Source organism: Micromonospora sp. WMMD737 (assembly GCF_049179055.1).
Taxonomy (GTDB): Bacteria; Actinomycetota; Actinomycetes; order Mycobacteriales; family Micromonosporaceae; genus Micromonospora; species Micromonospora reichwaldensis.
In genome coordinates this window covers 4,040,367-4,064,746 of record NZ_JBMHMH010000001.1, presented here as the reverse complement: position 1 = coordinate 4,064,746, position 24,380 = coordinate 4,040,367, and the positions used below count along the sequence as shown (strand labels likewise).

General features: G+C 75.4%; 21 protein-coding genes. 14 read left to right on the top strand and 7 right to left on the bottom strand.

What is annotated here, in order from left to right; genetic code table 11:
• Positions 1-51: 51 nt before the first annotated feature.
• Both ACN27A_RS17595 and ACN27A_RS17590 read right to left on the bottom strand, forming a co-directional pair.
• Positions 52-1,491 (bottom strand): FAD-dependent oxidoreductase, encoded by a 1,440-nt coding sequence (locus ACN27A_RS17595; RefSeq protein WP_421454774.1) that lies wholly within the window; start codon positions 1,489-1,491, stop codon positions 52-54.
• A complete protein-coding gene (locus ACN27A_RS17590; RefSeq protein ID WP_421458509.1) occupies positions 1,488-3,518 on the bottom strand; it encodes a molybdopterin oxidoreductase family protein in 2,031 nt (676 codons plus the stop codon). Before ACN27A_RS17590 ends, ACN27A_RS17595 begins: the two co-directional genes overlap by 4 nt.
• 233 nt (positions 3,519-3,751) lie before the next feature.
• Between ACN27A_RS17590 and ACN27A_RS17585 the strand changes: the two genes are divergently transcribed.
• From ACN27A_RS17585 to glmM, 7 genes are all read left to right on the top strand, one after another.
• Complete coding sequence (locus ACN27A_RS17585) at positions 3,752-4,468, top strand: class I SAM-dependent methyltransferase (protein WP_421454771.1); 717 nt, start codon at positions 3,752-3,754, stop codon at positions 4,466-4,468.
• A gap of 515 nt (positions 4,469-4,983) precedes the next feature.
• Entirely contained in the window at positions 4,984-5,241 is a 258-nt protein-coding gene (locus ACN27A_RS17580) for a DUF6364 family protein (protein ID WP_132230932.1), read from the top strand.
• A complete protein-coding gene (locus tag ACN27A_RS17575) occupies positions 5,231-5,524 on the top strand; it encodes a hypothetical protein (RefSeq protein WP_151454581.1) in 294 nt (97 codons plus the stop codon). Before ACN27A_RS17580 ends, ACN27A_RS17575 begins: the two co-directional genes overlap by 11 nt.
• Positions 5,525-5,649: 125 nt before the next feature.
• Positions 5,650-7,035 carry an MFS transporter gene (locus tag ACN27A_RS17570; RefSeq protein WP_421454768.1) on the top strand — a complete coding sequence of 462 codons (1,386 nt, stop codon included), beginning with the start codon at positions 5,650-5,652 and terminating at the stop codon, positions 7,033-7,035.
• Positions 7,036-7,226: 191 nt separating this feature from the next.
• The gene (gene rplM, locus ACN27A_RS17565) at positions 7,227-7,670 is read left to right on the top strand and encodes a 50S ribosomal protein L13 (RefSeq protein ID WP_088998398.1); all 444 of its coding nucleotides are present in this window, start codon (positions 7,227-7,229) and stop codon (positions 7,668-7,670) included.
• Positions 7,671-7,690: 20 nt separating this feature from the next.
• Positions 7,691-8,158, top strand: a complete 468-nt coding sequence (gene rpsI / locus ACN27A_RS17560; RefSeq protein ID WP_121399850.1) for a 30S ribosomal protein S9 — start codon at positions 7,691-7,693, stop codon at positions 8,156-8,158.
• Between the two features lie 110 nt (positions 8,159-8,268).
• On the top strand, positions 8,269-9,624 hold the full coding sequence (glmM, locus tag ACN27A_RS17555; protein WP_421454765.1) for a phosphoglucosamine mutase: 1,356 nt from the start codon (positions 8,269-8,271) through the stop codon (positions 9,622-9,624).
• A 25-nt stretch (positions 9,625-9,649) separates the two neighbouring features.
• Here the strand turns inward: glmM and ACN27A_RS17550 are convergent, their stop codons facing one another.
• Both ACN27A_RS17550 and ACN27A_RS17545 read right to left on the bottom strand, forming a co-directional pair.
• Positions 9,650-10,396 (bottom strand): ABC transporter ATP-binding protein, encoded by a 747-nt coding sequence (locus ACN27A_RS17550; RefSeq protein ID WP_421454763.1) that lies wholly within the window; start codon positions 10,394-10,396, stop codon positions 9,650-9,652.
• A 2-nt stretch (positions 10,397-10,398) separates the two neighbouring features.
• A complete protein-coding gene (locus tag ACN27A_RS17545) occupies positions 10,399-13,233 on the bottom strand; it encodes an FtsX-like permease family protein (RefSeq protein ID WP_421454760.1) in 2,835 nt (944 codons plus the stop codon).
• A 97-nt stretch (positions 13,234-13,330) separates the two neighbouring features.
• Here ACN27A_RS17545 and ACN27A_RS17540 point away from each other — a divergent pair, with 97 nt between their 5' ends.
• Positions 13,331-13,936, top strand: coding sequence for a PadR family transcriptional regulator (locus ACN27A_RS17540; RefSeq protein ID WP_421454758.1), 606 nt, complete (start codon positions 13,331-13,333; stop codon positions 13,934-13,936).
• Between the two features lie 75 nt (positions 13,937-14,011).
• Here the strand turns inward: ACN27A_RS17540 and ACN27A_RS17535 are convergent, their stop codons facing one another.
• On the bottom strand, positions 14,012-15,202 hold the full coding sequence (locus ACN27A_RS17535; RefSeq protein ID WP_421454755.1) for a pyridoxal phosphate-dependent aminotransferase: 1,191 nt from the start codon (positions 15,200-15,202) through the stop codon (positions 14,012-14,014).
• A 204-nt stretch (positions 15,203-15,406) separates the two neighbouring features.
• On the opposite strand from ACN27A_RS17535, the gene glmS reads away from it, so the two are divergent.
• Complete coding sequence (gene glmS / locus ACN27A_RS17530; protein WP_421454753.1) at positions 15,407-17,320, top strand: glutamine--fructose-6-phosphate transaminase (isomerizing); 1,914 nt, start codon at positions 15,407-15,409, stop codon at positions 17,318-17,320.
• 67 nt (positions 17,321-17,387) lie between these two features.
• Here glmS and ACN27A_RS17525 read toward each other — a convergent pair whose 3' ends face one another.
• Together ACN27A_RS17525 and ACN27A_RS17520 are read right to left on the bottom strand one after the other, a co-directional pair.
• A complete protein-coding gene (locus ACN27A_RS17525) occupies positions 17,388-19,169 on the bottom strand; it encodes an alpha/beta hydrolase (RefSeq protein ID WP_421454750.1) in 1,782 nt (593 codons plus the stop codon).
• A 104-nt stretch (positions 19,170-19,273) separates the two neighbouring features.
• Positions 19,274-19,570, bottom strand: coding sequence for a type VII secretion target (locus tag ACN27A_RS17520; protein ID WP_421454747.1), 297 nt, complete (start codon positions 19,568-19,570; stop codon positions 19,274-19,276).
• 175 nt (positions 19,571-19,745) lie between these two features.
• Between ACN27A_RS17520 and ACN27A_RS17515 the strand changes: the two genes are divergently transcribed.
• Genes ACN27A_RS17515 through tsaE form a run of 5 tightly spaced genes read left to right on the top strand, consistent with a single transcriptional unit; the run spans position 19,746 to position 24,376 of the window.
• Entirely contained in the window at positions 19,746-20,114 is a 369-nt protein-coding gene (locus ACN27A_RS17515; RefSeq protein WP_132230942.1) for a holo-ACP synthase, read from the top strand.
• A 52-nt stretch (positions 20,115-20,166) separates the two neighbouring features.
• The gene (locus ACN27A_RS17510) at positions 20,167-21,636 is read left to right on the top strand and encodes an NAD(P)H-hydrate dehydratase (protein ID WP_421454743.1); all 1,470 of its coding nucleotides are present in this window, start codon (positions 20,167-20,169) and stop codon (positions 21,634-21,636) included.
• Between the two features lie 54 nt (positions 21,637-21,690).
• Positions 21,691-22,809: an alanine racemase gene (alr, locus tag ACN27A_RS17505; protein WP_421454740.1), complete on the top strand. Its 1,119-nt coding sequence runs from the start codon at positions 21,691-21,693 to the stop codon at positions 22,807-22,809.
• A complete protein-coding gene (locus tag ACN27A_RS17500) occupies positions 22,806-23,897 on the top strand; it encodes an alpha/beta fold hydrolase (RefSeq protein ID WP_421454738.1) in 1,092 nt (363 codons plus the stop codon). Before alr ends, ACN27A_RS17500 begins: the two co-directional genes overlap by 4 nt.
• Positions 23,894-24,376 carry a tRNA (adenosine(37)-N6)-threonylcarbamoyltransferase complex ATPase subunit type 1 TsaE gene (gene tsaE, locus ACN27A_RS17495; protein WP_151455726.1) on the top strand — a complete coding sequence of 161 codons (483 nt, stop codon included), beginning with the start codon at positions 23,894-23,896 and terminating at the stop codon, positions 24,374-24,376. The genes ACN27A_RS17500 and tsaE overlap by 4 nt, the downstream gene beginning before the upstream one ends.
• The last annotated feature ends 4 nt before the right edge of the window (positions 24,377-24,380 follow it).

The following is a 24,380-nucleotide window of genomic DNA, read 5'->3' as shown; positions in this document are numbered from 1 at the left end:
CGTCATGAGGCTTCACCGCACTGAGCCTGATGATTCGCTCGCTTTGCTCGCTCATCGCGCCACCTCCGCCGAATCCACCTCGGACAACCAGCCGACGATGCCGGCGACCGCGTCCCGGCAGCCGCCGCACCCCGTGCCGGCCCGGGTCGCGTCGACCACGGCGTCGACGGTCCGGGCCCCGGCACGCCAGCAGCCCACCAGCGCTCCCTTGCTGACGTCGTTGCACTGGCAGACGGTCGCCGCGTCCGGCATCAGCGCCGGGGTCGCGGCCGGTGCCGCTGCCGCCGCGCCGAACGCCCGGCCGAGCAGCAGGGAGCGCCGGTCGGCCGGCACCGGCTGGCCCCGGTCGAAGAGCTGGATGACCGTGCCGACCGCCGGGTTGTCACCGAGCAGGATCGCGGCGGTCAGCCGCTCGTCGTGGATGCGCAGCCGGGCGTACGTGCCCCGGGACGGGTCGGCGAAGGTCAGCTCCTCGCCGGTCCCGCCGTCACCCGGGTCGCCCATGGCGGCGAGGTCGATGCCGGCCGCCTTGAGCCGGGTCACCGCCGGCCGGGGCCGGTAGCGGGCCTGCGGTTCCTCCCCGGTGAGCACCTGCGCCACCACCCGGGCCTGCGCCCAGGCGGGGGCGACCAGCCCGGTGAGGTTGCCGTCGTGCTGGGCGCAGTCGCCGATCGCCGAGATCCGTGGGTCGCTGGTGCGCAGCCGGTCGTCGACCACCACGCCCCGCTCCACGGCCAGCCCGGCCGCGCGGGCGAGGGCGGTGTCGGGGCGTACCCCACAGGAGAGGACCAGCAGGTCGGCGGTGAGTGACCGGCCGTCGGCCAGGTCGAGGCGTACCCCGTCGTCGTCCGCGACCACCCCGGTGGCCGACACGGCCAGGTGGGTGGTGACCCCGAGGCCGGCGAGGGTGCCGGCCAGGACGGCCGCGCCGGCCGGGTCGAGCTGCCGCTCCATCAGGTACGGCACCGGGTGCACCACCCCGACGTCGAGGCCCCGGGCGGCGAGCCCGCGGGCCGCCTCCAGCCCGAGCAGCCCGCCGCCGAGCACCAGGGCGCTGCGCGCGCCGCCGGCCACGGCGAGGATCCGGCGGCAGTCGTCAAGCGTGCGGAACGGCACCACCCGCGCCGGCAGCCCGGGCCCGTCCAGCCCGGGCAGCGGCGGCACCACGGCCCGGCTGCCGGTGGCGAGCACCAGATGGTCGTACGCGATGCGGTCGCCGTCGTCGGTGTGGACCGTGCCGGCGGCGCGGTCGACGGCGGTGACCGTCACCCCGGTACGCAGGTCGACGCCCTGCCCGGCGGCCTCGGCCAGCTCCACGTCCGGCTCGCCGACCTTGCCCGCCAGCAGGGTGGAGAGCATGATCCGGTTGTACGCCCGGTGCGGCTCCGCACCGAGCACGGTGACCTTCCGGTCCCCGCCCCGGGCGTGCAGCTCGCCGGCCAGCCGCGAACCGGCCATCCCGTTCCCGACGATCACGACGTTTTCGCTCACGGTTCGCCCACCCTCTCCAGTCGGACGGCGCAGATCTTGAACTCCGGCATCCCGGAGACCGGGTCGACGGCGTCGTTGGTGACCGAGTTGGCCCGCGCGGCGCCGCCCCAGTGGAACGGCGCGAAGACGGTGTCCGGCCGGATCGCGGTGCTGAACCGGGCGGGCGCGCAGAACTCGCCCCGACGGGAGACCACCCGCACCGGCTCGCCGTCGCCGACGCCCAGCCGCGCGCCGAGGTCGGGGTGCAGCTCGACGAACGCGTCCGGGGCTGCCCGGCGCAGCGCGGCGACCCGGCGGGTCTGGGTGCCGGACTGGTACTGCGCGAGGACCCGGCCGGTGGTGAAGTGCAGCGGGTACTCGGCGCACACCTCCTCGGCCGCCGGCCGGTGCTCCACGGCGTGGAACCGGGCCCGCCCGTCGGGGGTGGGGAAGCGGTCGGCGAAGAGCCGGGGGGTGTCCGGGCCGTCCTCGGCCGGGCAGGGCCAGAACACCCCGTCGCGTTCGTCGATCCGCTCCCAGCTCACCCCGGCGTAGTCGGCGATCCCGCCGGCCGAGGCCCGGCGCAGCTCCGCGAACACGACCCGCGGATCGGTGGCGTCCCCTCCACCGGCACGACCCCGGAGGCGGGCGGTGAGGTCGGCGAGGATCTCCAGGTCGGTACGGACGCCGGGCGGCGGCGGGCGCAGTGCGCGGCGGCGCAGCACCCGGCCCTCCAGGTTGGTCATCGTGCCGTCCTCCTCGGCCCACTGGGCGGTGGGCAGCACCACGTCGGCGAGCGCGGCGGTCTCGGAGAGCAGGAAGTCGGCGACCACGAGCAGGTCGAGGTCGCGGAGCCGGCCCTCGATCCGGGCGGCCCGGGGCGCGGAGACCACCGGGTTGGAGCCGAAGACCAGCAGCGCCTTCGGCCCGGCGGGCGTGCCCAGCGAGTCCAGCAGCTCGTACGCCGGCACGCCCGGCCCGGGCAGCTCCTCGGCCGGCACCCCCCAGACCCCGGCGACGTGCTCCCGGGCGACCGGATCGTCGATCCTGCGGTAGCCAGGGAGCTGGTCGGCCTTCTGCCCGTGCTCGCGTCCGCCCTGCCCGTTGCCCTGCCCGGTCAGGCAGCCGTAGCCGGAGCCGGGGCGGCCGGGCAGCCCGAGGGCGAGCGCCAGGTTGACGAAGGCGGTGACGGTATCGACGCCCTTGGCGTGCTGCTCGGCGCCGCGCGCGGTCAGGATGATCACGCGTTCGGCGGTGCCGAGGGCCCGGGCGGTCGCCTCCAGGTCGGCCACCGGCACCCCGGAGAGCGCCTCGGCGCGCGCCGGCCACCAGCCGGCCACGCCGCGGCGGACCGCCTCGAAGCCGGTGGTACGGGCGGCCACGTAGTCGCGGTCGACCCAGCCCTCGGTGAGCGCGATGTGCAGCAGCGCGTTCGCCACCGCCAGGTCGGTGCCGGGCAGGGGTTGCAGGTGCAGGTCGGCCTGCCGGGCGGTGGCGGTGACCCGGGGGTCGACCACGATCAGCCGGCCGCCGCGCTCGCGCTGCGCGGTCAGCCAACGCACCAGCGGGGGCATGGTCTCCGCCGGGTTCGCGCCGACCAGCAGCAGCGTGTCGGCCCGGCCCAGGTCGGCCAGCGGGAACGGCAGGCCCCGGTCGATGCCGAAGGCGCGCATCCCGGCCGCCGCCGCCGAGGACATGCAGAACCGTCCGTTGTAGTCGATGTGCCTCGTCCGCAGCGCCACCCGGGCGAACTTCCCCAGCGCGTACGCCTTCTCGTTGGTGAGTCCGCCGCCGCCGAAGACGGCGACCGCGTCGCGGCCGTGTCCCTGCTGGACGGCGCGCAGGCCGGTGACGATCCGGTCGAGGGCGGCGGCCCAGCTCGCCGGGCGCAGCTCGCCGGCCGGGTCCCGCAGCAGCGGGGTGGTCAGCCGCTCGGGGTGGTCGAGCAGCTCGGCGGCGGTCCAGCCCTTCTGGCAGAGGCCGCCCCGGTTGGTGGGGAACTGCCGGGGGAGCACCGTCGCCCGGCCGGCCTCCTCGCGCAGCGTCATCCCGCACTGGAGGGCGCAGTACGGGCAGTGCGTCGCCACCTCCCGGGGCGTCCGCCCCGGTCCGGTCGCCGCGTGTGCACCGTCTGTCATGTCGGCAAAGCGTGCCGGGGGGCGATTTCCGGTCCGGGTCCCGTCTGTTTCGGTCCTGTCAAGAGCCGCTCACACCGCACGCGGGCACCGGGCCGGCTGACGTTTACAATATGAGACAACAATCCTGTTATTTGGGAGGCGCGATGAACGTGGCCGAGGCCTTCGACGCGGTGGCGGGCAGCTACGACGAGGCCCGACGGCGCCTGGTGCCCTGCTTCGACGCCTTCTACGGCACCGCCGTCGAGGTGGCCGCCCCGCCGCTGCGGGCCGCGCTCGCCTCGGGGCGTACCCCGGAGGTGCTGGACCTGGGCGCGGGCACCGGGCTGCTGTCGCTGCTGCTCGCGGCGGCGGTGCCGGGCGTCCGGCTGACCCTGGTCGACGCCGCGCCGGCCATGCTCGCCGTCGCCGCCGAGCACCTGGGGTCCCGCGGCCTCGCGCACCGGACGGTCCGGGCCGACCTGGCGGGGGAGTTGCCCGCCGGCCGCTACGACGCCGTGGTCAGCGCGCTGGCCATCCACCACCTCGACGACGCGGGCAAGCGCGAGCTCTACCGGCGGCTGCCGGCGGCGTTGGCCCCCGGCGGCGTCTTCGTCAACGCCGAGCAGGTCGCCGGCCCCACCCCCGCGCTGGACCGGCGGTACCACGAGGTGTGGCTGGGGCAGGTCGCCGCGCTGGGCTCCGACGCCGACGAGATCGCCGCCGCCGAGGGCCGGATGGCGTACGACCGGCCGGCGCCGGTCGCCGCGCAGTGCCGCTGGCTGGCCGAGGCCGGCCTGGTCGACGTCGACTGCTTCTTCAAGCAGTGGCGGTTCGCCGTGTTCGGCGGCCGTCGGGCACCCGACGCCGAGCCGGCTGGCTGACCGGGTGGCCGCGGGGGCGGGGGTGTGGAGGTGCGTGACTGTCGAGCTGCCCCTACGGACGGGGCAGTGACCCGCCGCAGGCGGTGGCCGCGCTTGACGACCGTCTGCACCACCCGTGGCGCGCCTTGTGACCGGGCGGCTCCTGCCGCCTCGGCCGGCGACATCTCCGGCACCCGCCCGGCCTCTCATCCACCTTGCGCTTGCTGCATCGAGACAAGCTCCCTTCCGCCCGTGTGGAGGGGCCGAAACCGCAAGCTCGACGGCGTGGACGACGGTGCGGTCGAACTGTCCCCGCCGATGGAGCGGTGACCGGCTCCGCTGGTCGCACGGATGGGGCAGCTCGACAGCGCCCACTCACCCACTCACCCGCAGGGGGCCGGGCGCGCGCAGGGTGGTGCTGTCGACCGGGCGCCGTGACGGGCTGGCGCGACGGGTGGGCTGGGGGCTTTGTCGGGTTGGGCGGTCGGCGGTGAGCGGGATGACTGCCGGTCATACCGCTGGGTAGTCTCCACGGCATGACTGCCAAGGTGACCCTGTCGTTCTCGGACGAGACGATCGAGGAGGCCCGGCGGTTCGCGAAGCGCGAGGGGCTCTCCCTGTCGGCGTGGATGGACCAGGCGGCCCGGGAGAAGGCGCTGCGCGAGGTCTTCACCGCGCACGCCGCCGCCGTCGGCCGGGCCGGGCTCGACCTCGAAGCCGCCGCCCTCGCCGACGCCCGCGAGGTGGGCATGGTCGACGACGCGCTCTTCGGCGGGCGCCCGCGTGCTGCGTAGGGGCGAGGTCTGGCGCATCGACGGCGCCCGGGAACGGCTCGGACTGGTGATCAGCTCCGACGTCTACAACTCCACCGACGTGCCGATCGTGATCGTCGTCGAGGTGGTCGAGGAGGCGCTGCTGCGCGACTCGCCCCTGGCGGTGCCGATGGGCGCGTACGTGGTGATGCCCGACCGGATCTCCTCGCCGATGAAGAAGTGGTTCACCGAGTGCGTGGACGTCGCCGACACCGGGACCATGCTCAGGGTCGGCCGGGCGCTGCGCATCCTCCAGGAACTCTGACATCTCACCGGCGGCATCCGCCCCCGGTGCAATCTCCGTTTCCTGCCCGACCCGCGACGGGCACCCCGGGGTAATCCCGGATTCCTAGCGTTCCTCCAGGTCGCACCCGACGAGGAGGAGTCGCCGTGAGCACACTGGCCCCCACCACACCCCCGGCCGAGGCCGTTCCGCCGGCCGTCGGCCGCCGGCACCGCATCGACGACTGGCGGCCCGAGGACCCCGAGTTCTGGCGTACGACCGGGGCGCCGGTCGCCCGCCGCAACCTCTGGGTCTCGATCTTCGCCGAGCACGTGGGCTTCTCGGTGTGGAGCCTCTGGTCGGTGACGGTGCTCTTCCTCGGCCCCGAGTACGGCATCGACCCGGCGGGGAAGTTCCTGCTCACCGCCGTGCCGGCTGCGCTGGGGGCGGCGCTGCGGCTGCCCTACACGCTGGCCGTGGCGCGCTTCGGCGGGCGGACCTGGACGATCGTCAGCGCGCTGCTGCTGCTCGTCCCGGCCGTGCCGATGACGGTGCTGCTGGAGCCCGGCGTCTCCTACTCCACCCTGATGGTGCTGGCCTGCCTGACCGGCGTGGGCGGGGGCAACTTCGCCTCCTCGATGGCGAACATCAACCTGTTCTTCCCGCAGCGGCTCAAGGGCCGGGCGCTCGGGCTCAATGCCGGCGGCGGCAACCTCGGCGTCCCTGCGGTGCAGCTGGTCGGGCTGGCGGTGCTGGCGACGGCGGGGGCCGCGTACCCCCGGCTGGTGCCGGCGGTCTACCTGCCGCTGATCGTGCTGGCCGCGCTCGCCGCGGCGCGCGGGTTGGACGACATCTCCGGGGCGCGCAACGAGCCCGGCGCGCTGCGCGAGGCGGCCCGCGACCCGCACACCTGGATCATGTCGCTGCTCTACGTCGGCACCTTCGGCTCGTTCATCGGCTTCTGCTTCGCCTTCGGCCAGGTGCTCCAGCTCCAGTTCGCCGAGCGCTTCCCGACCCCGGTCGACGCCGCCTGGCTGACCTTCCTCGGCCCGCTGGTCGGCTCGCTGATCCGGCCGGTCGGCGGGCACCTCGCCGACCGCCTCGGCGGGGCCCGGGTGACCTTCTGGAACTTCGTCGCGATGGCGGCCGGCGCCTCGTTGGTGCTGTACGCCGCCCGGGAGCGGTCGTTCGGGCTCTACCTGCTCGGCTTCCTGTCGCTCTTCGTCTTCTCGGGCATCGGCAACGGCTCGACCTACAAGATGATCCCGGCGATCTTCCGGGCCCGGGCGACGGCGGAGGTGGCCGCCGGTCGGCGGGAGGCGGTCGCGGCGCAGCGCCGGGCCGGGCGGATGACCGGCTCGGTGATCGGCATCGCCGGGGCGGTCGGGGCCTCCGGCGGGGTGCTGGTGAACATCGCCTTCCGGCAGTCGTTCCTGACCGGGGGCAGCGCGGACGCGGCGTACGTCGCCTTCATCGTCGCGTACGCGCTCTGTTTCGGGGTGACCTGGCTGGTGTACCTGCGGCCGGGCCCGCGCCGGCTGGCCGGCGTGTGACCGCCGCCATGTATCCTCGGGGGGCCAGGCGGGGGCGTACCCCGTTTTGACCTGCCGACGGGGCGGCGGGTATCGTTGCCTGCTGTTGTACGACATCCAGAGGCGTGCCGCCTGAGGTACGCTTGGTCGTTCGTGCGCGCCCGGTAACCTCGGCGCGCGACCCCAGACCGACGACGAGACAAGGTATACCTGTGCGTACGTACAGCCCGAAGCCGGGTGAGATCGAGCGTCAGTGGCACGTCATCGACGCCTCTGATGTCGTGCTGGGCCGCCTGGCCACCCACGCCGCCACGCTGCTGCGCGGCAAGCACAAGCCGACTTTCGCGCCGCACGTCGACACGGGCGACTTCGTCGTCATCGTGAACGCGGGCAAGGTCGCGCTGACCGGCAACAAGCGTCACACCAAGGTCGCCTACCGCCACTCCGGCTACCCGGGTGGTCTGAAGCAGGTCGGCTACGACGAGCTGCTGACCAAGCGTCCCGAGCGGGCCATCGAGCTGGCCGTCAAGGGCATGCTCCCGCACAACAAGCTCGGCCGTCAGCTCATCAAGAAGCTGAAGGTCTACGCCGGTGCCGAGCACCCGCACGGCGCGCAGCAGCCGGTGCCGTTCGAGATCAAGCAGATCGCGCAGTGAGCGCGGGCGAAGGAAACAGCATGACCGACATCACCGAGACCGAGGTTGCCCCCGAGGAGGCCACCGAGGCGCCGGCGCCCGTCGCCCGCGCGCCGCGTGGTGACCGCCCGATCCAGACCGTGGGTCGGCGCAAGGAGGCCATCGTCCGGGTGCGCATCGTCCCCGGCAGCGGCAAGATCACGTGCAACGGCCGTGACCTTGAGGCCTACTTCCCGAGCAAGGTGCACCAGCAGCTGATCAAGGACCCGCTGGTCACCGCCGAGAAGCCGGAGGCCTTCGACGTCATCGCCAACCTGCGTGGCGGCGGCACCACCGGTCAGGCCGGCGCGCTGCGCCTGGCCATCGCCCGGGCCCTGATCGTCAGCGAGCCGGACGACCGTCCGGCGCTGAAGAAGGCCGGCTTCCTCACCCGGGACGCCCGGGTCAAGGAAAGCAAGAAGTACGGCCTCAAGAAGGCCCGTAAGGCTCCCCAGTACTCGAAGCGCTGATCATCAGCGGCGCGTTGTACTTCTGACGGACGGCCGGGTTCACCTCCCCTCGACGGGAGGTGGCCCGGCCGTTCGCCTTTCCTGGACCGTTTCATCGGAGGTTGGCGGGTATGGGCCGGTTGTTCGGCACGGACGGCGTACGCGGGCGGGCGAACGCGGATCTCACGCCTGAGTTGGCGCTGGCGGTGGCGGTCGCCGCCGCCCACACGCTCGCCGAGTCGGACCGGAGCCATCCCCCGCTGGCCGTGGTCGGGCGGGACACCCGGGCCAGCGGCGAGATGCTGGAGGCCGCCGTGGTCGCCGGGCTCACCAGCGCCGGTGCCAACGTGGTCCGGGTGGGCGTGCTGCCCACCCCGGCCGTGGCGTTCCTCACCGCCGAGGCCAAGGCCGACCTCGGCGTGATGCTCTCCGCCTCGCACAACCCGATGCCCGACAACGGGATCAAGCTCTTCGCCGCCGGCGGGCACAAGCTGCCGGACGAGATCGAGATGCGGATCGAGGCGGCCGTCGAGGCGAACGCCACCACCGCCTGGGAGCGGCCGGTCGGTGCCGGCGTCGGCCGGGTGCACGACCTGCTCGACGGCGCGGACCACTACGTGCAGCACCTGATCGGCACCCTGCCGCACCGCCTCGACGGCCTCAAGGTCGTGGTCGACTGCGCCAACGGCGCGGCGGCCGAGGTGGCGCCGGTGGTGTACCGGGAGGCCGGGGCCGAGGTCGTCGCCATCTACGCGGAGCCGGACGGCCTCAACATCAACGACGAGTGCGGCTCCAACCACCTCGACGCCCTGCGGGCCGCGGTGGTCGAGCACGGCGCGCACCTCGGCATCGCGCACGACGGCGACGCCGACCGCTGCGTCGCGGTGTCCGCCGACGGCGACGAGGTCGACGGCGACCAGGTGATGGCGATCCTCGCGCTCGCGATGCGGGAGGCCGGCACGCTCACCGACGACACCCTGGTCGCCACGGTGATGAGCAACCTCGGCCTGCGGCTGGCCATGTCCGCGCAGGGCATCCGCCTCCTGGAGACCAAGGTCGGCGACCGGTACGTGCTGGAGGAGCTGCGTGCGTCCGGCCTCGCGCTGGGCGGCGAGCAGAGCGGGCACATCGTGATGCCCGCGTACGCGACCACGGGCGACGGCGTGCTGACCGGGCTGCACCTGATGTCGCGGCTGGCCGCCACCGGCAAGTCGCTCGCGGAGCTTGCCGCCGTGGTGACCAGGCTGCCGCAGGTGCTGATCAACGTCCCCGTCGGCGACCGTACGGTCGGCGCTGCCGCACCCGCCGTCCGGGCCGAGGTCGAGCGGGCCGAGGCGGAGCTGGGCGAGACCGGCCGGGTGCTGCTGCGCCCGTCCGGCACCGAGCCGCTGGTCCGGGTCATGGTCGAGGCGGCCACCGAGCAGGTCGCCCGAAGCGTCGCCGAGCGCATCGCCGAGCAGGTCCGCACCGCCAGCCCGACCGCCTGACCTTTCGCATCGGCCCCCGGCCGGCCTACAGGCGCAGGCCGGCGGCCCGCTGGAAGGTGGCCTCCGGGTCCTCGCCGTCGGTGAGGTCCACGTCCTCGACGACCCGCCCGTCGCCGAGGCGGATCAGCCGGTCGCACCGGGCGGCGACCGCCCGCTCGTGGGTGGCGAGCAGGACCGTCATGCCGTGCCGGTCGCGCAGGTCCAGCAGCAGGTCGAGGATCTGCCCGCCGGTGGTCGAGTCGAGGTTGCCGGTCGGCTCGTCGGCGAGCAGCAGCCCGGGGGAGCCCATCAGCGCCCGGGCGATCGCGACGCGCTGCTGCTGGCCGCCGGAGAGCTGGGCCGGCAGGGCCCGCTCCCGCCCGGCCAGGCCGACCGCGTCGAGCAGCTCCCGGGCCCGGGCGGCGTGGTCGGCCCGGCCCCGGCGGGGCAGCACCGGCACGACAACGTTGTCCAGCACGGTGAGGGCGGGCAGCAGGTGGTAGCGCTGGAAGACGAAGCCGACCCGCTGCCGGTACCGGGTCAGGGCGGACCGGCCGAGCGCGGTGATCTCCTGCTCGTCCACGGTGATCGTGCCGGCGTCCACCTGCTCGATCGCGCCGATCATGTGCAGCAGCGTCGACTTCCCGGAGCCGCTGGGCCCGGTCAGCGCCACCACCGCCCCCGCCGGGATCTCCAGGGACACGTCGTCGACCGCCGTCACCTGCTGCGGGCCGGCCCCGAAGCGCCGGACCAGCCCGGCGATGCGGACCGTGCTGCCCGTCGTCGTCTCCATCGTCACTCCTCCGCGAGCAGTCGGGCGGTCGGCAGCCGGCGCAGCAGCGTGGCCGGGACCAGGGCGGCCACCGAGGTGACCAGGACACCGGCCGCCGCCACCGACGCGGCGACCGCGACCAACGTGCCGGGCAGGGCGCCGACCAGCCAGGCCGCCCCGGTCAGCCCGAGGCCGGCGCCGGCGACCGCGCCGAGCAGACCCAGGGCCAGGCCCTCGTAGGCGATGAGGCGGCCCAGCGCGGCGTCGCTCCAGCCGACCGCGCGCAGGGTGGCCAGCTCGGCGGCCCGGTCCCGGATGTTCAGGTAGAGCACGTCGGCGACCGCGGCGGCACCGAGCAGCACCGTCGCGACGGCGGCCATGGTGTCCGCGCCCCGCACGCTCAGCGACACCGTGTCACCGAGCAGGCTGCCGACGATGGCACCCCGGAACGCGTACCCGGCGGCGGCGACCAGGGTCAGCGCGGCGACCCCGATGGCCAGGGCACCGGCCCCGAGCAGGGTGCGGCCGGGCGTGCGGGCCAGGTTGGCCATGGCCAGGCCGACCAGGGTGCGCGGCCGGCGTACCCACCGGGCCGTCGTCACCGCCGGGCGCAGCGCGGCGGCCGGGTGGGCGCGCGCTGCCCGCAGGGCCGGCGTCAGGCCCGCGACCAGCGCCAGCAGCAGTGCCACCGGCACGGCCAGCAGCGCCCGCCGCCACCCCACGTCGATGCCGAGCGCGGCCCCCAGTGGTACGGCCAGCGCCAGCGCGAGCAGACCGGCGGCCAGCCCGAGGGCGGCCACCTCGCCGAGGATCAGCGCGCCGATCCGCCGGGCCGGCCAGCCCAGGCAGGCGAGCACCGCCAGCTCGGACCGGCGGTCCCGGACGGCTGCGGCGACCGCGTTGCCGAGGAAGAGCGCGCAGACCACCAGCACCAGTACGAAGAGCGCGACGCTCTTGCGGTCCACCGCCTTCGTGATCACCGAGGCGACCCCGAGCGCCGACCACTCCTCGGTCAGCCGCAGCGCCGGCCGGCCGAACGACCCGGCGGACAGCTCCACGGCCTGCGGGGCAGGGGACGAGCCGAGGGTGATGTCGACGTCGAGCCCGGTGACCTGGGCGATCCGCTCGGCGACGAGCCGGACCTGTTCGGCGGCGCGGTCGCTGTAGCCGCCCACGTCGGCGACCCGGACCCGGATCGCGCTGATCGGGGCGGCGAGTTGCGGACTGCCACCGCCCGCCAGCAGCTTCGGCACGCTGGCGAGGCTGGTCAGCAGCAGCGGCGGGGCGGTGAGGTAGCCGGCGGGATTGCCGCTCGGCTCCAGCGGTCGCCCGCCCAGCGCGTCCCGGCTGGCGGCGTCGGCGCCGGCGGCCCGCGGCGGTTCGTACGTCTCCAGCGGGACCTTGCCCAGGTCGCTGAACCCGGTCAGCTTCTGCGGGTCGAAGACCCCCACCGCCCGCCAATGGCGCCAGAGGGGTTTCTTGGGGGTCGACTTCTTCAGCGACAGCTCGCGTAGCGGGCGGGCGCCGACGTCCTCCGTCAGCCAGGGACGCGGGAACGGGTTGAAGTCCTGGTGTCCACCGTAGAGTCCGGGGGCGGCCGGCGGGACCGGACGGACCCGCAGGGTGCCGTCGGGGAGGCGGTCGTACTCCGCGGGCCTGGCCTGCACGATGTCCTGAAGCTGGCCGAAGCAGCAGCCGGTCGGGGTGAGGCCCTCGGCCAACTGGGAACGCCAGCCGGAGACGACGTCGGCGCTGGCTTTCCCGGCGGGGGTCGCCGGTCCTCGCCGCAGTTCCCGCTCCAGATCGGCCAACGGCACGCCGGCGGGGCGCGCGGCGGGCAGCCGCGTGACGTCGACGCGCAGTTCCTCGTCGAGGAAGGGGCGGCTGGTCGTGAGGACCGGGACGGTGGATCCGCCCGCCTCACGGCCAGCGATGACCGAGTCGTCGGGACGGAGCGCCCGCCCCTCGACCACCGTACCGGCGAGGCCGACGAGTCGGTCCTCGGCGGCCGGGTCCACCGCAGCCAGCAGGAAGGGCACGGTCAGGTTGGTCCGGATGCGGAGCCGGTCCGAGGTGGTCACGTCACCCGGGCCGTGACCCTCGCCGTCGGCGAGGACGTTGGCGTGGGCCTCGAACCGGCCGTCGGGCAGCAGCCGCACAGGCATCACGGTCCAGTCCTCCCGCTCCGAGTAGGCGCCCATGCTGCCCATGGCGTACCGCGGGTCGCAGATCGAGTGGGTGCGGCCGTCGGGCAGGACCTCGCGCGGGGAGGCACCACACTGGTCGTGCCAGGGGTAGCGCCGGCCGTCGGTGTAGGTGGTGGCGTCGGAGCTGGAGACCAGGTCGTTGCGGGCATGGATGACCGGGTGTTTGGTGACGTACAGATACCGGGCGCGGCCCGGGGCGGTGGAGAGGCCGCGCTCGGCGACGAAGCGCGGGTCGATCCGGATGACCTGCCGGTCGAGCGAGCGGTCGACGGCGTCGGTCAGGTCCAGCGGGGTCGGCACCGGGGCGGTGGAGTAGCCGAGCATCGCGATGGGGGCGGCGACGTCCACCCCGGTGACCGCCTTCACCTGGTCGTACTGCGCGGTGGTGATGCCGCCGAAGAGGCCGGAGAGGTAGTTGGGCTGGACCAGCCGGCGTTCGGCCTCCAGCGGGGTACGCGTGCCCTTCGGGCGGACCAGGATGTCGTAGGCGGCTTCGGTGTTCCGCTCGACGGAGCCCGTGACGTCGAGGCGGGAGGTGGTGGTGGCGCCGGTCAGCACGACGAACCCGGTGGTCGCCACCAGTACGCCGAGCAGCAGCGCCACCGACCGTCCCGCACGGCCGCGAAGCTGTCTCCAGATGATGCCGAACATGTCGCGCCTCCCCGTGTGCTGAGCACACTGTGCGCGATACATTGTGACAATGCAAGGCCCGGCGGCGGTCAGCCCCCGGGTCGGATCGGAGTAGACGGTGGCGATACAGCACGCGGTCCTGGCCCTGCTCGCCGGCGGCCCCAGCTACGGCTACGAGCTGAAGGGCGCCTTCGAGGAGGCGGTCGGCCCGCAGTGGGGACCGCTCAACATCGGGCACCTCTACCAGATCCTCGACCGGCTCTCCCGCGACGGCCTGGTGGTGGCCGAACGGCAGCCCCAGCCGGTCAAGCCCGACCGGGTGGTCTACGAGATCACCCCCGAGGGCCGGGCCGAGCTGGCGCGCTGGCTCGGCGAGCCCAGCCCGCGCAGCGGCGGGTTCCGGGACGACTTCTTCCTCAAGGTGACCGCCGCGGCCCGCTCCGGCGAGCCGGCCACCGTACGCACGGTGCTCGGCAACCAGCGCGGTCACCTGATGCGGGAGCTGCGCAACCTCGACGGGCTGCGCCGCCGGGCCGACGACCCCGTGGTCGGCCTGCTGCTCTCGGCGGCGAGTCGACACGTCGAGGCCGACCTGGCCTTCGTCGACGACGCCGAGCAGGTGCTGCTCGCCGACGGCGGCGCGGCGCTCGCCCGGCTCCGGGCGCCCCGCTCCGAGGCGGCGCCGCCGGAGCGGGGGACCGGCCCGACCCGGGCGGCCGGCTGACGCTCAGGCGCACGCGTTGCCCGACGCGACCCGACCCGACCCGCGGACGGCGCCGCGCGGCCGGTCGCGGCAGGCTCAGGTCGCGGACAGCCGACGCAGCCGGATGACGGCCTCGGTCAGCACCTCGGGGCGCTTGCAGAAGGCGAAGCGGATCAGGTGCCGACCAGCCTCGGCGTCGTCGTAGAAGACCTGCGTCGGCACGGCTACCACCCCGCACCGCTCGGGTAGGGACCGGCAGAACTCCACCCCGTCCCGCCCGCCCAGCGCGCCGACGTCGGCGGTGACGAAGTAGGTGCCCTCCGGCGGGAGCACCTCGAACCCGGCGTCGGTGAGCCCGCCGACGAGCTGGTCGCGGCGGGCCTGCATGCCGTCGCGGAAGTCGGCGAAGTAGTCGTCCGGCAGGGCCAGCGCCACCGCGACCGCCGGCTGGAGCGGCCCGGCGTTGACGAAGGTGAGGAACTGCTTCACCCGCAGCACCGCCGAGACCAGCGTCGCCGGCCCGCTCACCCAGCCGACCTTCCAGCCCGTGCAGGAGAACGTCTTGCCGGCCGACGAGATGCGCAGCGTCCGCTCCCGCATGCCGGGCAGCGTGGCCAGCGGGACGTGGGGGGTGGACGCGTCGGTGAAGACCAGGTGCTCGTACACCTCGTCGGTCACCGCGTACGCGCCGTGCTCCCGGCACAGCTCGGCGACCAGTGCCAGCTCGTCGGGGGTGAAGACCTTGCCCGTGGGGTTGTGCGGGGAGTTGAGCAGCACGAGGCGGGTGCGCGGGCCGAACGCGGCGCGCAGGGCGGCCGGGTCGAAGGCGTACCGGCCGTCGGCGGCGGGACGCAGCGTGACCGGGCGCCGGACCGCGCCGGCCAGGGCGATCGAGGCGGCGTACGAGTCGTAGTAGGGCTCGAAGCAGACGACCTCGTCGCCCGGCTCGCAGAGCCCGAGGATCGCCGCCGCGATCGCCTCGGTGGCGCCCGCCGTCACCACGATCTCGCCGTCCGGGTCGTACTCCAGCCCCCAGAACCGGCGCTGGTGCGCCGCCACCGCCGCGCGCAACGCCGGGACGCCCGGGCCCGGCGGGTACTGGTTCTGCCCGGTGCGCAGCGCCTCCGCGGCGGCGGCCAGCATCTCCGGCGGACCGTCGGTGTCGGGGAAGCCCTGACCGAGGTTGACCGCGCCGGTGCGCACGGCGAGGGCGGACATCTCGGCGAAGACGGTCGTCCCGAACGGGCGCATCCGGGCCACCAGCGGATCCACGTCGGCGGTCGTCACGCCCGCCAGCCTACGGACTCCCGGCGCGGCTTCAACCCCTGCCGACGGCGGCCCCGACCGCCCGGGACCGTCGCCGGCAGCACCGTCGCCCAGCGGAGCTATGTCACGGAGAGTGCCGCTTCCCCTCCGATCGCTCAAGTTGGGTGATCGTTTACCCGGCTTTCGCGCACGCGCGATGAGTGGAACTAGGTTAGGCTGCGGGACATGTGTGGAATCGTTGGTTACGCCGGCGCGCGCCCGGCGCTCGGCATCGTGCTCGACGGACTGCGGCGGCTGGAATACCGCGGCTACGACTCGGCCGGCGTCGCCATCGTCTGCGACGGCGCGCTGCTGACCGAGAAGAAGGCCGGCAAGCTGGCCAACCTGGAGAAGGTGCTCTCCGAGCGGGCCGCCGAGGATCCCACGTCCTGCGCGGCCAGCCCGATCGGCATCGGCGACGGCACCACCGGCATCGGGCACACCCGCTGGGCCACCCACGGCGGCCCGACCGACCGCAACGCCCACCCGCACCTGGCCCCCGACGGCCGCGTCGCCGTGATCCACAACGGCATCATCGAGAACTTCGCGAAGCTGCGCACCGAGCTGGAGGCCGACGGCGTCCAGTTCACCAGCGACACCGACACCGAGTGCGCCGCGCACCTGCTCTCCGCCGCGCTGGCCGACCTGCGCGCCGCCGGCCACCCCGACGGGCCGCAGCTGCTCGCCGCCGGCATGCGGGTGGTCTGCCAGCGGCTGGAGGGCGCGTTCACGCTGCTCGCCGTCGACGCCGCGGTGCCCGGCGCGGTGGTCGGCGCCCGGCGCAACTCGCCGCTGGTCGTCGGGCGGGGCGACGGGGAGAACTACCTGGCCAGCGACGTGGCCGCGTTCATCGAGCACACCCGGGAGGCGGTGGAGCTGGGCCAGGACCAGATCGTCCTGATCACCGGCGACACCATCGAGATCACCGACTTCGCCGGCCAGCCCGCCAGCGGCAAGGACTTCCACATCGACTGGGACTCCTCCGCCGCCGAGAAGGGCGGCTACGACTGGTTCATGCTCAAGGAGATCGAGGAGCAGCCGCAGGCCATCGCCGACACGCTGCTCGGCCGGCTCACCGACTCCGGCGAGATCATGCTCGACGAGGTCCGCCTCAGCGACCAGGACCTGCGCGACGTCGACAAGATCTTCATCGTCGCCTGCGGCACCGCGTACCACTCCGGCCTGGTCGCCAAGTACGCCATCGAGCACTGGACCCGGATCCCGTGCGAGGTGGAGCTGGCCAGCGAGTTCCGCTACCGCGACCCGGTCCTCGACCGGTCCACGCTGATCGTGGTGATCTCGCAGTCCGGCGAGACGATGGACACCCTGATGGCGCTGCGGCACGCGAAGGAGCAGAAGGCCCGCGTCCTGGCCATCTGCAACACCAACGGCTCCACCATCCCCCGGGAGTCCGACGCGGTCCTCTACACCCACGGCGGGCCGGAGATCGCCGTCGCGTCCACCAAGGCGTTCCTCACCCAGCTCGTCGCCTGCTACCTGATCGGCCTGCACCTGGCCCAGGTGCGCGGCATCAAGTTCGCCGACGAGGTGGCCGCCGTGGTCGCCCAGCTCCAGGAGATGCCGGGCAAGCTGCGCGAGCTGCTGGACCGGATCGAGCCCGTCCGCGAGCTGGCCCGCGACCTGAAGGCCGAGCCGACCGTGCTCTTCATCGGCCGGCACGTGGGCTACCCGGTGGCCCTGGAGGGCGCGCTCAAGCTCAAGGAGCTGGCGTACATGCACGCCGAGGGCTTCGCCGCCGGCGAGCTGAAGCACGGCCCGATCGCGCTGATCGACAAGGGCACCCCGGTGATCTGCATCGTGCCGTCCCCGGTCGGCCGGGGCATGCTGCACGACAAGGTGGTCTCCAACATCCAGGAGGTACGCGCGCGCGGCGCCCGGACCATCGTGATCGCGGAGGAGGGCGACGAGGCGGTCGTCCGCTACGCCGACCACCTGATCTACGTGCCGCGTACGCCGACGCTGCTCGCGCCGCTGGTCACCACCGTGCCGTTGCAGGTCCTGGCGGCCGAGATCGCCGCCGCCCGGGGGCACGACGTGGACCAGCCCCGCAACCTGGCGAAGTCGGTCACGGTCGAGTAGGCCGCGCCGCCCGACGACGGGCCCCGTCCACCCGCGCCCATGGGCGGGGCCCGCCGCGTCGCGCGGGTCAGCGGCCGAGCACCACCCGGGCCATCCCGTCGAGGGCTGGGTTGTCGGGCGCCCAGTAGCCCGTGTGGCCGTGCCGGCCGCTGGGGAACGTACGCCCGCCGAAGCCCGGATGGGACGGGTCCTGCCCGAACCACAGCTCCCGCTCCGGCGCGCCGAGCAGCGCCCCGATCGCCGGGCCGACCGGTGACGCGCCCAGCAGGGACCGGCGGGCCAGCTCGTCCGGCGGCCGGGCCCACCGGATCACGTCGTCCGGCGCGGTGCTCGCCCAGACCTGCCCGGGCGGCACGCCCAGCTCGCCGGCGTGCGCGACCCCCACCCCGGGCGAGCCGACGAAGACCAGCGCGTCGGCGGCCAGCCCGTGGTCGCGGGCGGCCGTGCCGACCACCAGCGAGCCGTAGCTGTGCCCGAGCACGGTCTGCCGGCCCGGCGGCCCGTCGTGGGTCTCCCGCAGCCCCTCCTGGAACCGGTGCAGCGCCGGGCCGGCGTTCTGGGCCTGGCCCGGCCACGCCGCCTCGTGCAGGAAGTCGGGGGCGTCGTAGTCCAGCCAGAGCACCGCCGCGGCCTCCTCCTCAGGGGCGAGGGCGGCGCAGCGGCCCAGCACCCGGGCCGCCCGGCCCAACTCGCCGGGCACGTCGTGCAGGCCGGCGGTCATCCCCGGCACGTAGGTCAGCACCCGGGCCGACCGGTCGGGGTTGCCCAGCGCCACCACCGCCCGTCCCTCGCCGCCCGTGCCCAGCCCCAGCAGGTACGCCCGGGGCTGCTCGTCGCCCGTCAGGCGGGCGGCCAGCGCGTCCAGCCCGGCCAGGGACTTCCCGATCCGCGACAGCCCGGCCAGCTCGACCGGCCCGCGCGGCACCCGCTCCAGCAGCCGTCGCCGCGCGGCCAGCAGTTCCTCCCGCCGGGCCCCGAGCAGCAGCCGGTTGGCCTGGTCGCGGGCGGCCACCGGCACCCCGTCGAGGCGGCCGAGGAGCTCCGGCTCGTGCGCGACGAGCCACCGGCGCTGCGCGGGGCTGAGCCCGGCCCACCAGGCCCGCACGGTGGCCGGGTCGGCGCCGGCCTTCGGGCGGCCGGGCGGCGGCCGCTCGGCCCACCCCGCGCGGGCGGCGCCGGCCAGCGCGTCCAGCCGCCCCGCGGCCTCCCGGTCGGCCGCACCGGCCAGCTCCAGCGCCGCCCGGATCGCCGCGCCCACCTCGGACGCTCCGGCTCCGGACGCTCCGGCTCCGGACGCCCCGGCCCCGGGTGCGCCGGCTCCGGACGCTCCGGCTCCGGACGCGCCGGCCCCGGCTGTCCCGGCCCCGGCTGTCCCGGCCCCGGGCGCGCGGACCACGGGTGCGCCGGCTCCGGACGCGCCCGTCCCGGGGCGTGTGGTCGCCGGTGCGCGGGCGGGGTCGGCGGTGACCCGGCCCTGCCGGTCGACCAGCAGTCCGGCCGCGTCGGCGCGGGCCACCGCGGCGGCGAGCCGGGCCTTGGCGGCGGCCAGCCGGCCGGCGAACTCGGCCAGCACCTGGTCGGCCTCGACCAGGGCGGGGGAGACGGCGGTCAGCTCGGTGCGCAGGGCCGCGAGCCGGGCGTCGGCGGCGACGCCGGCCCCGCCCGACCAGCCGGACCGCAGCACCGCCGCGCCGTCGGCCAGCTCGGCGGCCCGCCGCGCCACCGGGCCGGTCAGCCCCCGCCAGGCCACTCCGGCCGCCCGCCACGCGCCGGGATCGGCCGCCCACAGCTGCCGGTAGCCGACGTCCGCCGCGCGGTCGGCGGGGTGCGCCGGGCGCGTCGGCGGCATAGGACGCGCCGGCGGTGTCGGCCGTGCCGGGGGCGCCGGCGGGATCGGGCGCGCCGCGTGCCCGGCCGGGGCCGACCGAGCCGGCGCCGGGGGTGCCGGCGCGTTCACCGGGGCAGCGCGGTGAGGCGACCGGCCGCCCGGTCGTCCACCGCCTCGTACGCCTCGGCGGCGGAACGGACCGCCCCGGCCGTGTGGGCCACCCGGGCGCCGAGCCCGCCGAACCAGGCGTGCACGGCCGACTCCAGCCCGGCCGACGCCGCCGCGGTCGACCACTCCGGGGCCGGCACCACCAGCCCGGACGTCCCGGCCAGCCCGTGCGCCAGCCGGTACGCGTCGTCGTCGAGCCCGCGCGCGGCCCGGCGCAGCGCGTCCGGTCGTACGGTCAACGGCTCATCGGTCATCCTCGGCCCCCCGCCTCGCGAAAACATCGACGGCCGCGACGCTAGGCGTCGTCCACACCCCCGCGCGAGGCCTGTGGACGACGGCCCGCCCGCGTACGGCCGCGTCGTCCACAGGCGTTGCCGCGCGCGGCGCCGAGGGCTAATCTGCGGCCGCCCGCGCCGGTAGGGTGAGCGGGTGATCGTCGCTGTCGGCATCGACGTCGTCCTCGTCGAGCGGTTCGCCAAGGCCCTGGCACGGACACCGCTGCTCGCCGACCGGCTCTTCACGGAGGCCGAGCGGTGCACCCGCTCCGGCAACCCGCGCTCGCCCGAGTCGCTGGCCGCCCGCTTCGCGGCCAAGGAGGCGGTCGCCAAGGCGCTCGGCGCCCCGGCCGGGCTGAGCTGGCACGACTGCGAGGTCGTGCCGGACCCGGACGGCCGGCCCTGGCTGACCGTCTCCGGCACGGTCGCGGCGGCGGCCACCGAGCGCGGGGTCAACCGCTGGCATCTCTCGTTGTCGCACGACGGCGGGATCGCCTCGGCGATGGTGGTCGCGGAGCGGTGATCGGGGGCGTGCCGGTTCGCGGCGCGCCGGGAGTCGGACGGGACGGGGTGGCATGAGATCGGTGTGGCGGGTCGCGGACGTACGCGCTGCGGAGGCGGGCCTGATGGCCACGCTGCCGCCCGGGACGCTGATGAAGCGCGCGGCGGCCGGGCTGGCCCGCCGCTGCGCGCTGCTGCTGGCCGACCGGGGCGGCGTCTACGCCGCGCGGGTGCTGCTGCTGGTCGGTTCCGGCGACAACGGCGGCGACACGCTCCTCGCCGGCGCGCACCTGGCCCGGCGGGGTGCCGCCGTGTCGGCGCTGCTGCTGGCCCCCGGCCGGGCGCACGCGGAGGGGCTGGCCGCGCTGCGGGCCGCGGGCGGGCGGGTCGTCGACCGGCCACCGGGGACCGTCGACCTGGTGCTGGACGGCATCGTGGGGATCGGCGGGCGCGGCGGGCTACGGGACACCGCCGACCAGCTCGCCGCCAGCCTCGTGCGGCACCGCGGGCGCGACGGCGCACCGGCCGCCGTGGTCGCCGTGGACGTGCCCAGCGGGGTCGCGGTCGACACCGGGGGAGTGCCGTTGACGGCGTCGGGCCGCCCCAGCGCGGTACGGGCCGACGTGACGGTGGCGTTCGGCGCGCTGAAGCCCGCGCTGGTGGTGGGCCCGGCCGCCGCGCTCGCCGGTGAGGTGGAGCTGGTCGACATCGGGCTGGAACCGTGGCTGCGGGGCAGCCCGGCGTTGGGCGTGACCGAGTGGTCGGACGTCGTCGACTGGTGGCCCCGGCTCGGCCCGGCCTCGGAGAAGTACAGCCGGGGCGTGGTGGGCGTCGCGACCGGCTCGGCGACCTACCCCGGCGCGGCCGTGCTCTCCGTCGCGGGGGCGCTCGCCGGCCCGACCGGGCTGGTCCGCTACGCCGGCTCGGCCCGGGCCGACGTGCTGCGCCGGCACCCGTCGGTGATCGCGACCGGCCGGGTCGCCGACGCCGGGCGGGTGCAGGCGTGGGTCTGCGGTTCCGGCCTCGGCACCGGCGAGGAGGCGGCCGGGGAGCTGCGGGCGGTGCTCGCCGCCCCGGTGCCGGTGGTGCTCGACGCCGACGCGTTGACGCTGCTGGTCGACGGCTCGCTCGCCGGCCGGCTGCGCACGCGGGACGCCCCGATCGTGGTCACCCCGCACGACCGCGAGTTCACCCGGCTCTGCGGGGAGGAGCCGGGCGCCGACCGGGTGGCCGCCACCCTGCGGCTGGCCGCCTGGATGAACGCGGTGGTGCTGCTCAAGGGCGACCGCACGGTGATCGGCACGCCGGACGGCCGGGCGTACGTCAACCCGACCGGCACCCCGGCGCTGGCCACTGGCGGCACCGGCGACGTGCTGGCCGGGCTGCTCGGCTCGCTGCTCGCGGCCGGACTGCCCCCGGAGCGGGCGGCGGCCGCCGCCGCGTACCTGCACGGGCTGGCCGGCCGGGAGGCGGCCCTCGGCGGGCCGGTCACGGCGCCCGACGTGGCCGACGCCCTCCGCCCGGTCCTCGCCCGCCTCGGCTGACCCGGCTGCGCCGGCCTCGGCCGGGAGGATCGGCGTGGAAAGTAGGCTGGGGGCATGTGGCAGGCCGAGGTACGCGTGGACCTGGACGCGATCCGCGAGAACGTGAGCCGGCTGAGGTCCGGCACCAGCGCCGAGCTGATGGCGGTGGTGAAGGCCGACGGCTACGGCCACGGCATGGTCCCGGCCGCCCGCGCCGCCCTCGACGGAGGGGCCGACTGGCTGGGGGTCTGCACCCTGGACGAGGCGCTCACGCTGCGCCGGGCCGGGATCGGCGTGCCGGTGCTGGCCTGGCTCCTCGCGCCCGGGCTGCCGCTGCACGAGGGGGTCGCCGCCGGGGTCGACCTCGGCGTCGCCAGCCTGCCCCAGCTCGACGAGATGGTCGCGGCGGGCCGCACGGCCGGCCGCCCGGCCCGACTGCACCTCAAGATCGACACCGGGCTGGCCCGGGGCGGCGCGACCGTCGCCGACTGGCCGGCCCTGCTCGACGCCGCCGCCAAGGCGCAGGCCGACGGCCTGGTCGAGGTGGTCGGGGTGTGGAGCCACTTCGTGTACGCGGACTCGCCCGGCCACCCGACCATCGACCGCCAGATCGCCGTCTTCCACGAGGGGATCGGCATGGCCGAGCAGGCCGGCCTGCGCCCGCGCTACCGGCACCTGGCCAACTCGGCGGCCACCCTGACCCGGCCCGACACCCACTTCGACCTGGTCCGACCCGGGCTGGCCGTCTACGGCCTCTCCCCGGTGGCCGGCGAGCGCTACGGGCTGCGCCCGGCCATGACCGCCCGCGCCCGGGTGATGCTCGCCAAGCGGGTCCCCGCCGGCTCCGGCGTCTCGTACGGGCACACCTACACCACCGAGCGGGCGGCGAACCTCGCGGTGGTGCCGCTCGGCTACGCCGACGGGGTGCCCCGGCAGGCCTCGAACAGCGGCCCGGTGCAGCTCGGCGGCAAGCGCCGGACGATCTCGGGCCGGGTCTGCATGGACCAGTTCGTGCTCGACTGCGGCGACGACCCGGTGGCCGCCGGCGACGAGGTCACCCTCTTCGGCAGCGGCGCCGACGGCGGGCCCACCGCCGACGACTGGGCCGAGGCTGCCGGCACCATCAACTACGAGATCGTCACGAGGTTCGGCAGCACCCGGGTGCCCCGCGTCTACGACGGCGAGCGCCCGTGACGACCCGTTCCCGCATCCCGCTGCCGCGTACCGGGCACGCCAAGGCGGCCATCGGCGCGTTGGCCGCCGTCGGGGTCGCCGCCGCCGGGCTCGCAGCCGGCGTCGCCACCGAACGCGCCCTGGTCCGCAAGCTCAAGGCCGACCCCACCGACCGGTACGCCGGGGAGGTCTTCGGCGAGCAGCGGTACGACGACTCCTTCCGGCTGGAGATGCCCGACGGCACCGACATCCACGTCGAGGTGGTGGAGCCGACCCGGCCCGTGCCCGGCAACCCGACCGTGGTGCTGGTGCACGGCTTCTGCCTCGACATGGGCACCTTCCACTTCCAGCGCAAGCTGCTCGCCGAGCGGGGCGAGCACCGGATCGTCGCCTACGACCAGCCCGGGCACGGCCGGTCGGGGCGGCTGGAGACCGGCGAGTACGACCTGACCGCGCTCGGCCGGACGCTGCGCGAGGTGATCGACCGGACCGCCCCGGAGGGGCCGCTGGTGCTGGTCGGCCACTCGATGGGCGGAATGACCATCATGGCGTTCGCCGAGCTTTTTCCGGAGCTGTTCGGCGACCGGGTCGTGGGCACCGTGCTGATGGCCACCTCGGGCGGCCTGATCGCCGAGACCAAGCTGGTCGCGCCCGCCCTGCTCGGCCGGGTCGGCGCGCCGGTGCTGCACATGGTCGGCAACGTCACCCGCTACGGCGGCCCGGTGATCGACCGGGCGCGCAGGTCCACCACCAACGTGGCCTGGCTGCTCACCCGCAAGTACGGCTTCGGCACCCGCCAGCCCAGCCCGGCCCTGGTGTCGTACGTCGAGACGATGAACTCGCGCACCTCCGCCGACACGGTGACGCGCTACCTGCGGACGCTGGCCACGCACTCCCGGTTCCCGGCGCTCGCCGCGCTGGCGGACACCCCCGTGCTGGTGGTCGTCGGCGACAAGGACATGATCACCCCCGTGACGCACTCCGAGGAGATCGTCCGGCGACTGCCGCACGCCGAGTTCGTCAAGATCTCCGACAGCGGGCACGTGGTGATGCTGGAGCACGCCGACGAGGTCAACGAGGCGCTGGTCCGGTTCCTGGAGGCGCTGTGAGCCACGTCGTGAAGCTGCCGACCGTCGACGACACCCACGAGTTCGGGCGGCGGCTGGCCGGGCTGCTGCGCGCCGGCGACCTGCTGCTGCTGACCGGGCCGCTGGGCGCCGGCAAGACCGCCCTGACCCGGGGCCTCGGAGCCGGGCTCGGGGTGCTCGGGGACGTCACCTCGCCCACCTTCGTGATCGCCCGGGTGCACCGGCCCGACCCGGCCCGGGGCGGCACGGTGGCGCTGGTGCACGCCGACGCGTACCGGCTGGGGGACGCCGCCGACCCGCGCGCCGAGATCGACGACCTCGACCTGGACGCCTCGGTGGACGAGTCGGTGACCGTGGTGGAGTGGGGCGAGGGCCTGGTCGAGCAGCTCGTCGACGCCCACCTGCGGGTACGCGTCGACCGGCGCGACGACGACACCCGGGTGGTCGAGCTGGAGCCGGTCGGTGGCGACTGGGCGCAGCGCCTGACCGCCCTCGGGTGAGCGC

Coding starts and splice junctions, on each gene's coding strand:
- ACN27A_RS17510 (WP_421454743.1), top strand. CDS start 20,167: ATGAGATCGGTGTGGCGGGTCGCGGACGTACGCGCTGCGGAGGCGGGC.
- glmS (WP_421454753.1), top strand. CDS start 15,407: ATGTGTGGAATCGTTGGTTACGCCGGCGCGCGCCCGGCGCTCGGCATC.
- rpsI (WP_121399850.1), top strand. CDS start 7,691: ATGACCGACATCACCGAGACCGAGGTTGCCCCCGAGGAGGCCACCGAG.
- ACN27A_RS17585 (WP_421454771.1), top strand. CDS start 3,752: ATGAACGTGGCCGAGGCCTTCGACGCGGTGGCGGGCAGCTACGACGAG.
- ACN27A_RS17590 (WP_421458509.1), bottom strand. CDS start 3,518: ATGACGCTGCGCGAGGAGGCCGGCCGGGCGACGGTGCTCCCCCGGCAG.
- ACN27A_RS17525 (WP_421454750.1), bottom strand. CDS start 19,169: ATGCCGCCGACGCGCCCGGCGCACCCCGCCGACCGCGCGGCGGACGTC.
- ACN27A_RS17545 (WP_421454760.1), bottom strand. CDS start 13,233: ATGTTCGGCATCATCTGGAGACAGCTTCGCGGCCGTGCGGGACGGTCG.
- ACN27A_RS17550 (WP_421454763.1), bottom strand. CDS start 10,396: ATGGAGACGACGACGGGCAGCACGGTCCGCATCGCCGGGCTGGTCCGG.
- glmM (WP_421454765.1), top strand. CDS start 8,269: ATGGGCCGGTTGTTCGGCACGGACGGCGTACGCGGGCGGGCGAACGCG.
- ACN27A_RS17580 (WP_132230932.1), top strand. CDS start 4,984: ATGACTGCCAAGGTGACCCTGTCGTTCTCGGACGAGACGATCGAGGAG.
- ACN27A_RS17520 (WP_421454747.1), bottom strand. CDS start 19,570: ATGACCGATGAGCCGTTGACCGTACGACCGGACGCGCTGCGCCGGGCC.
- alr (WP_421454740.1), top strand. CDS start 21,691: ATGTGGCAGGCCGAGGTACGCGTGGACCTGGACGCGATCCGCGAGAAC.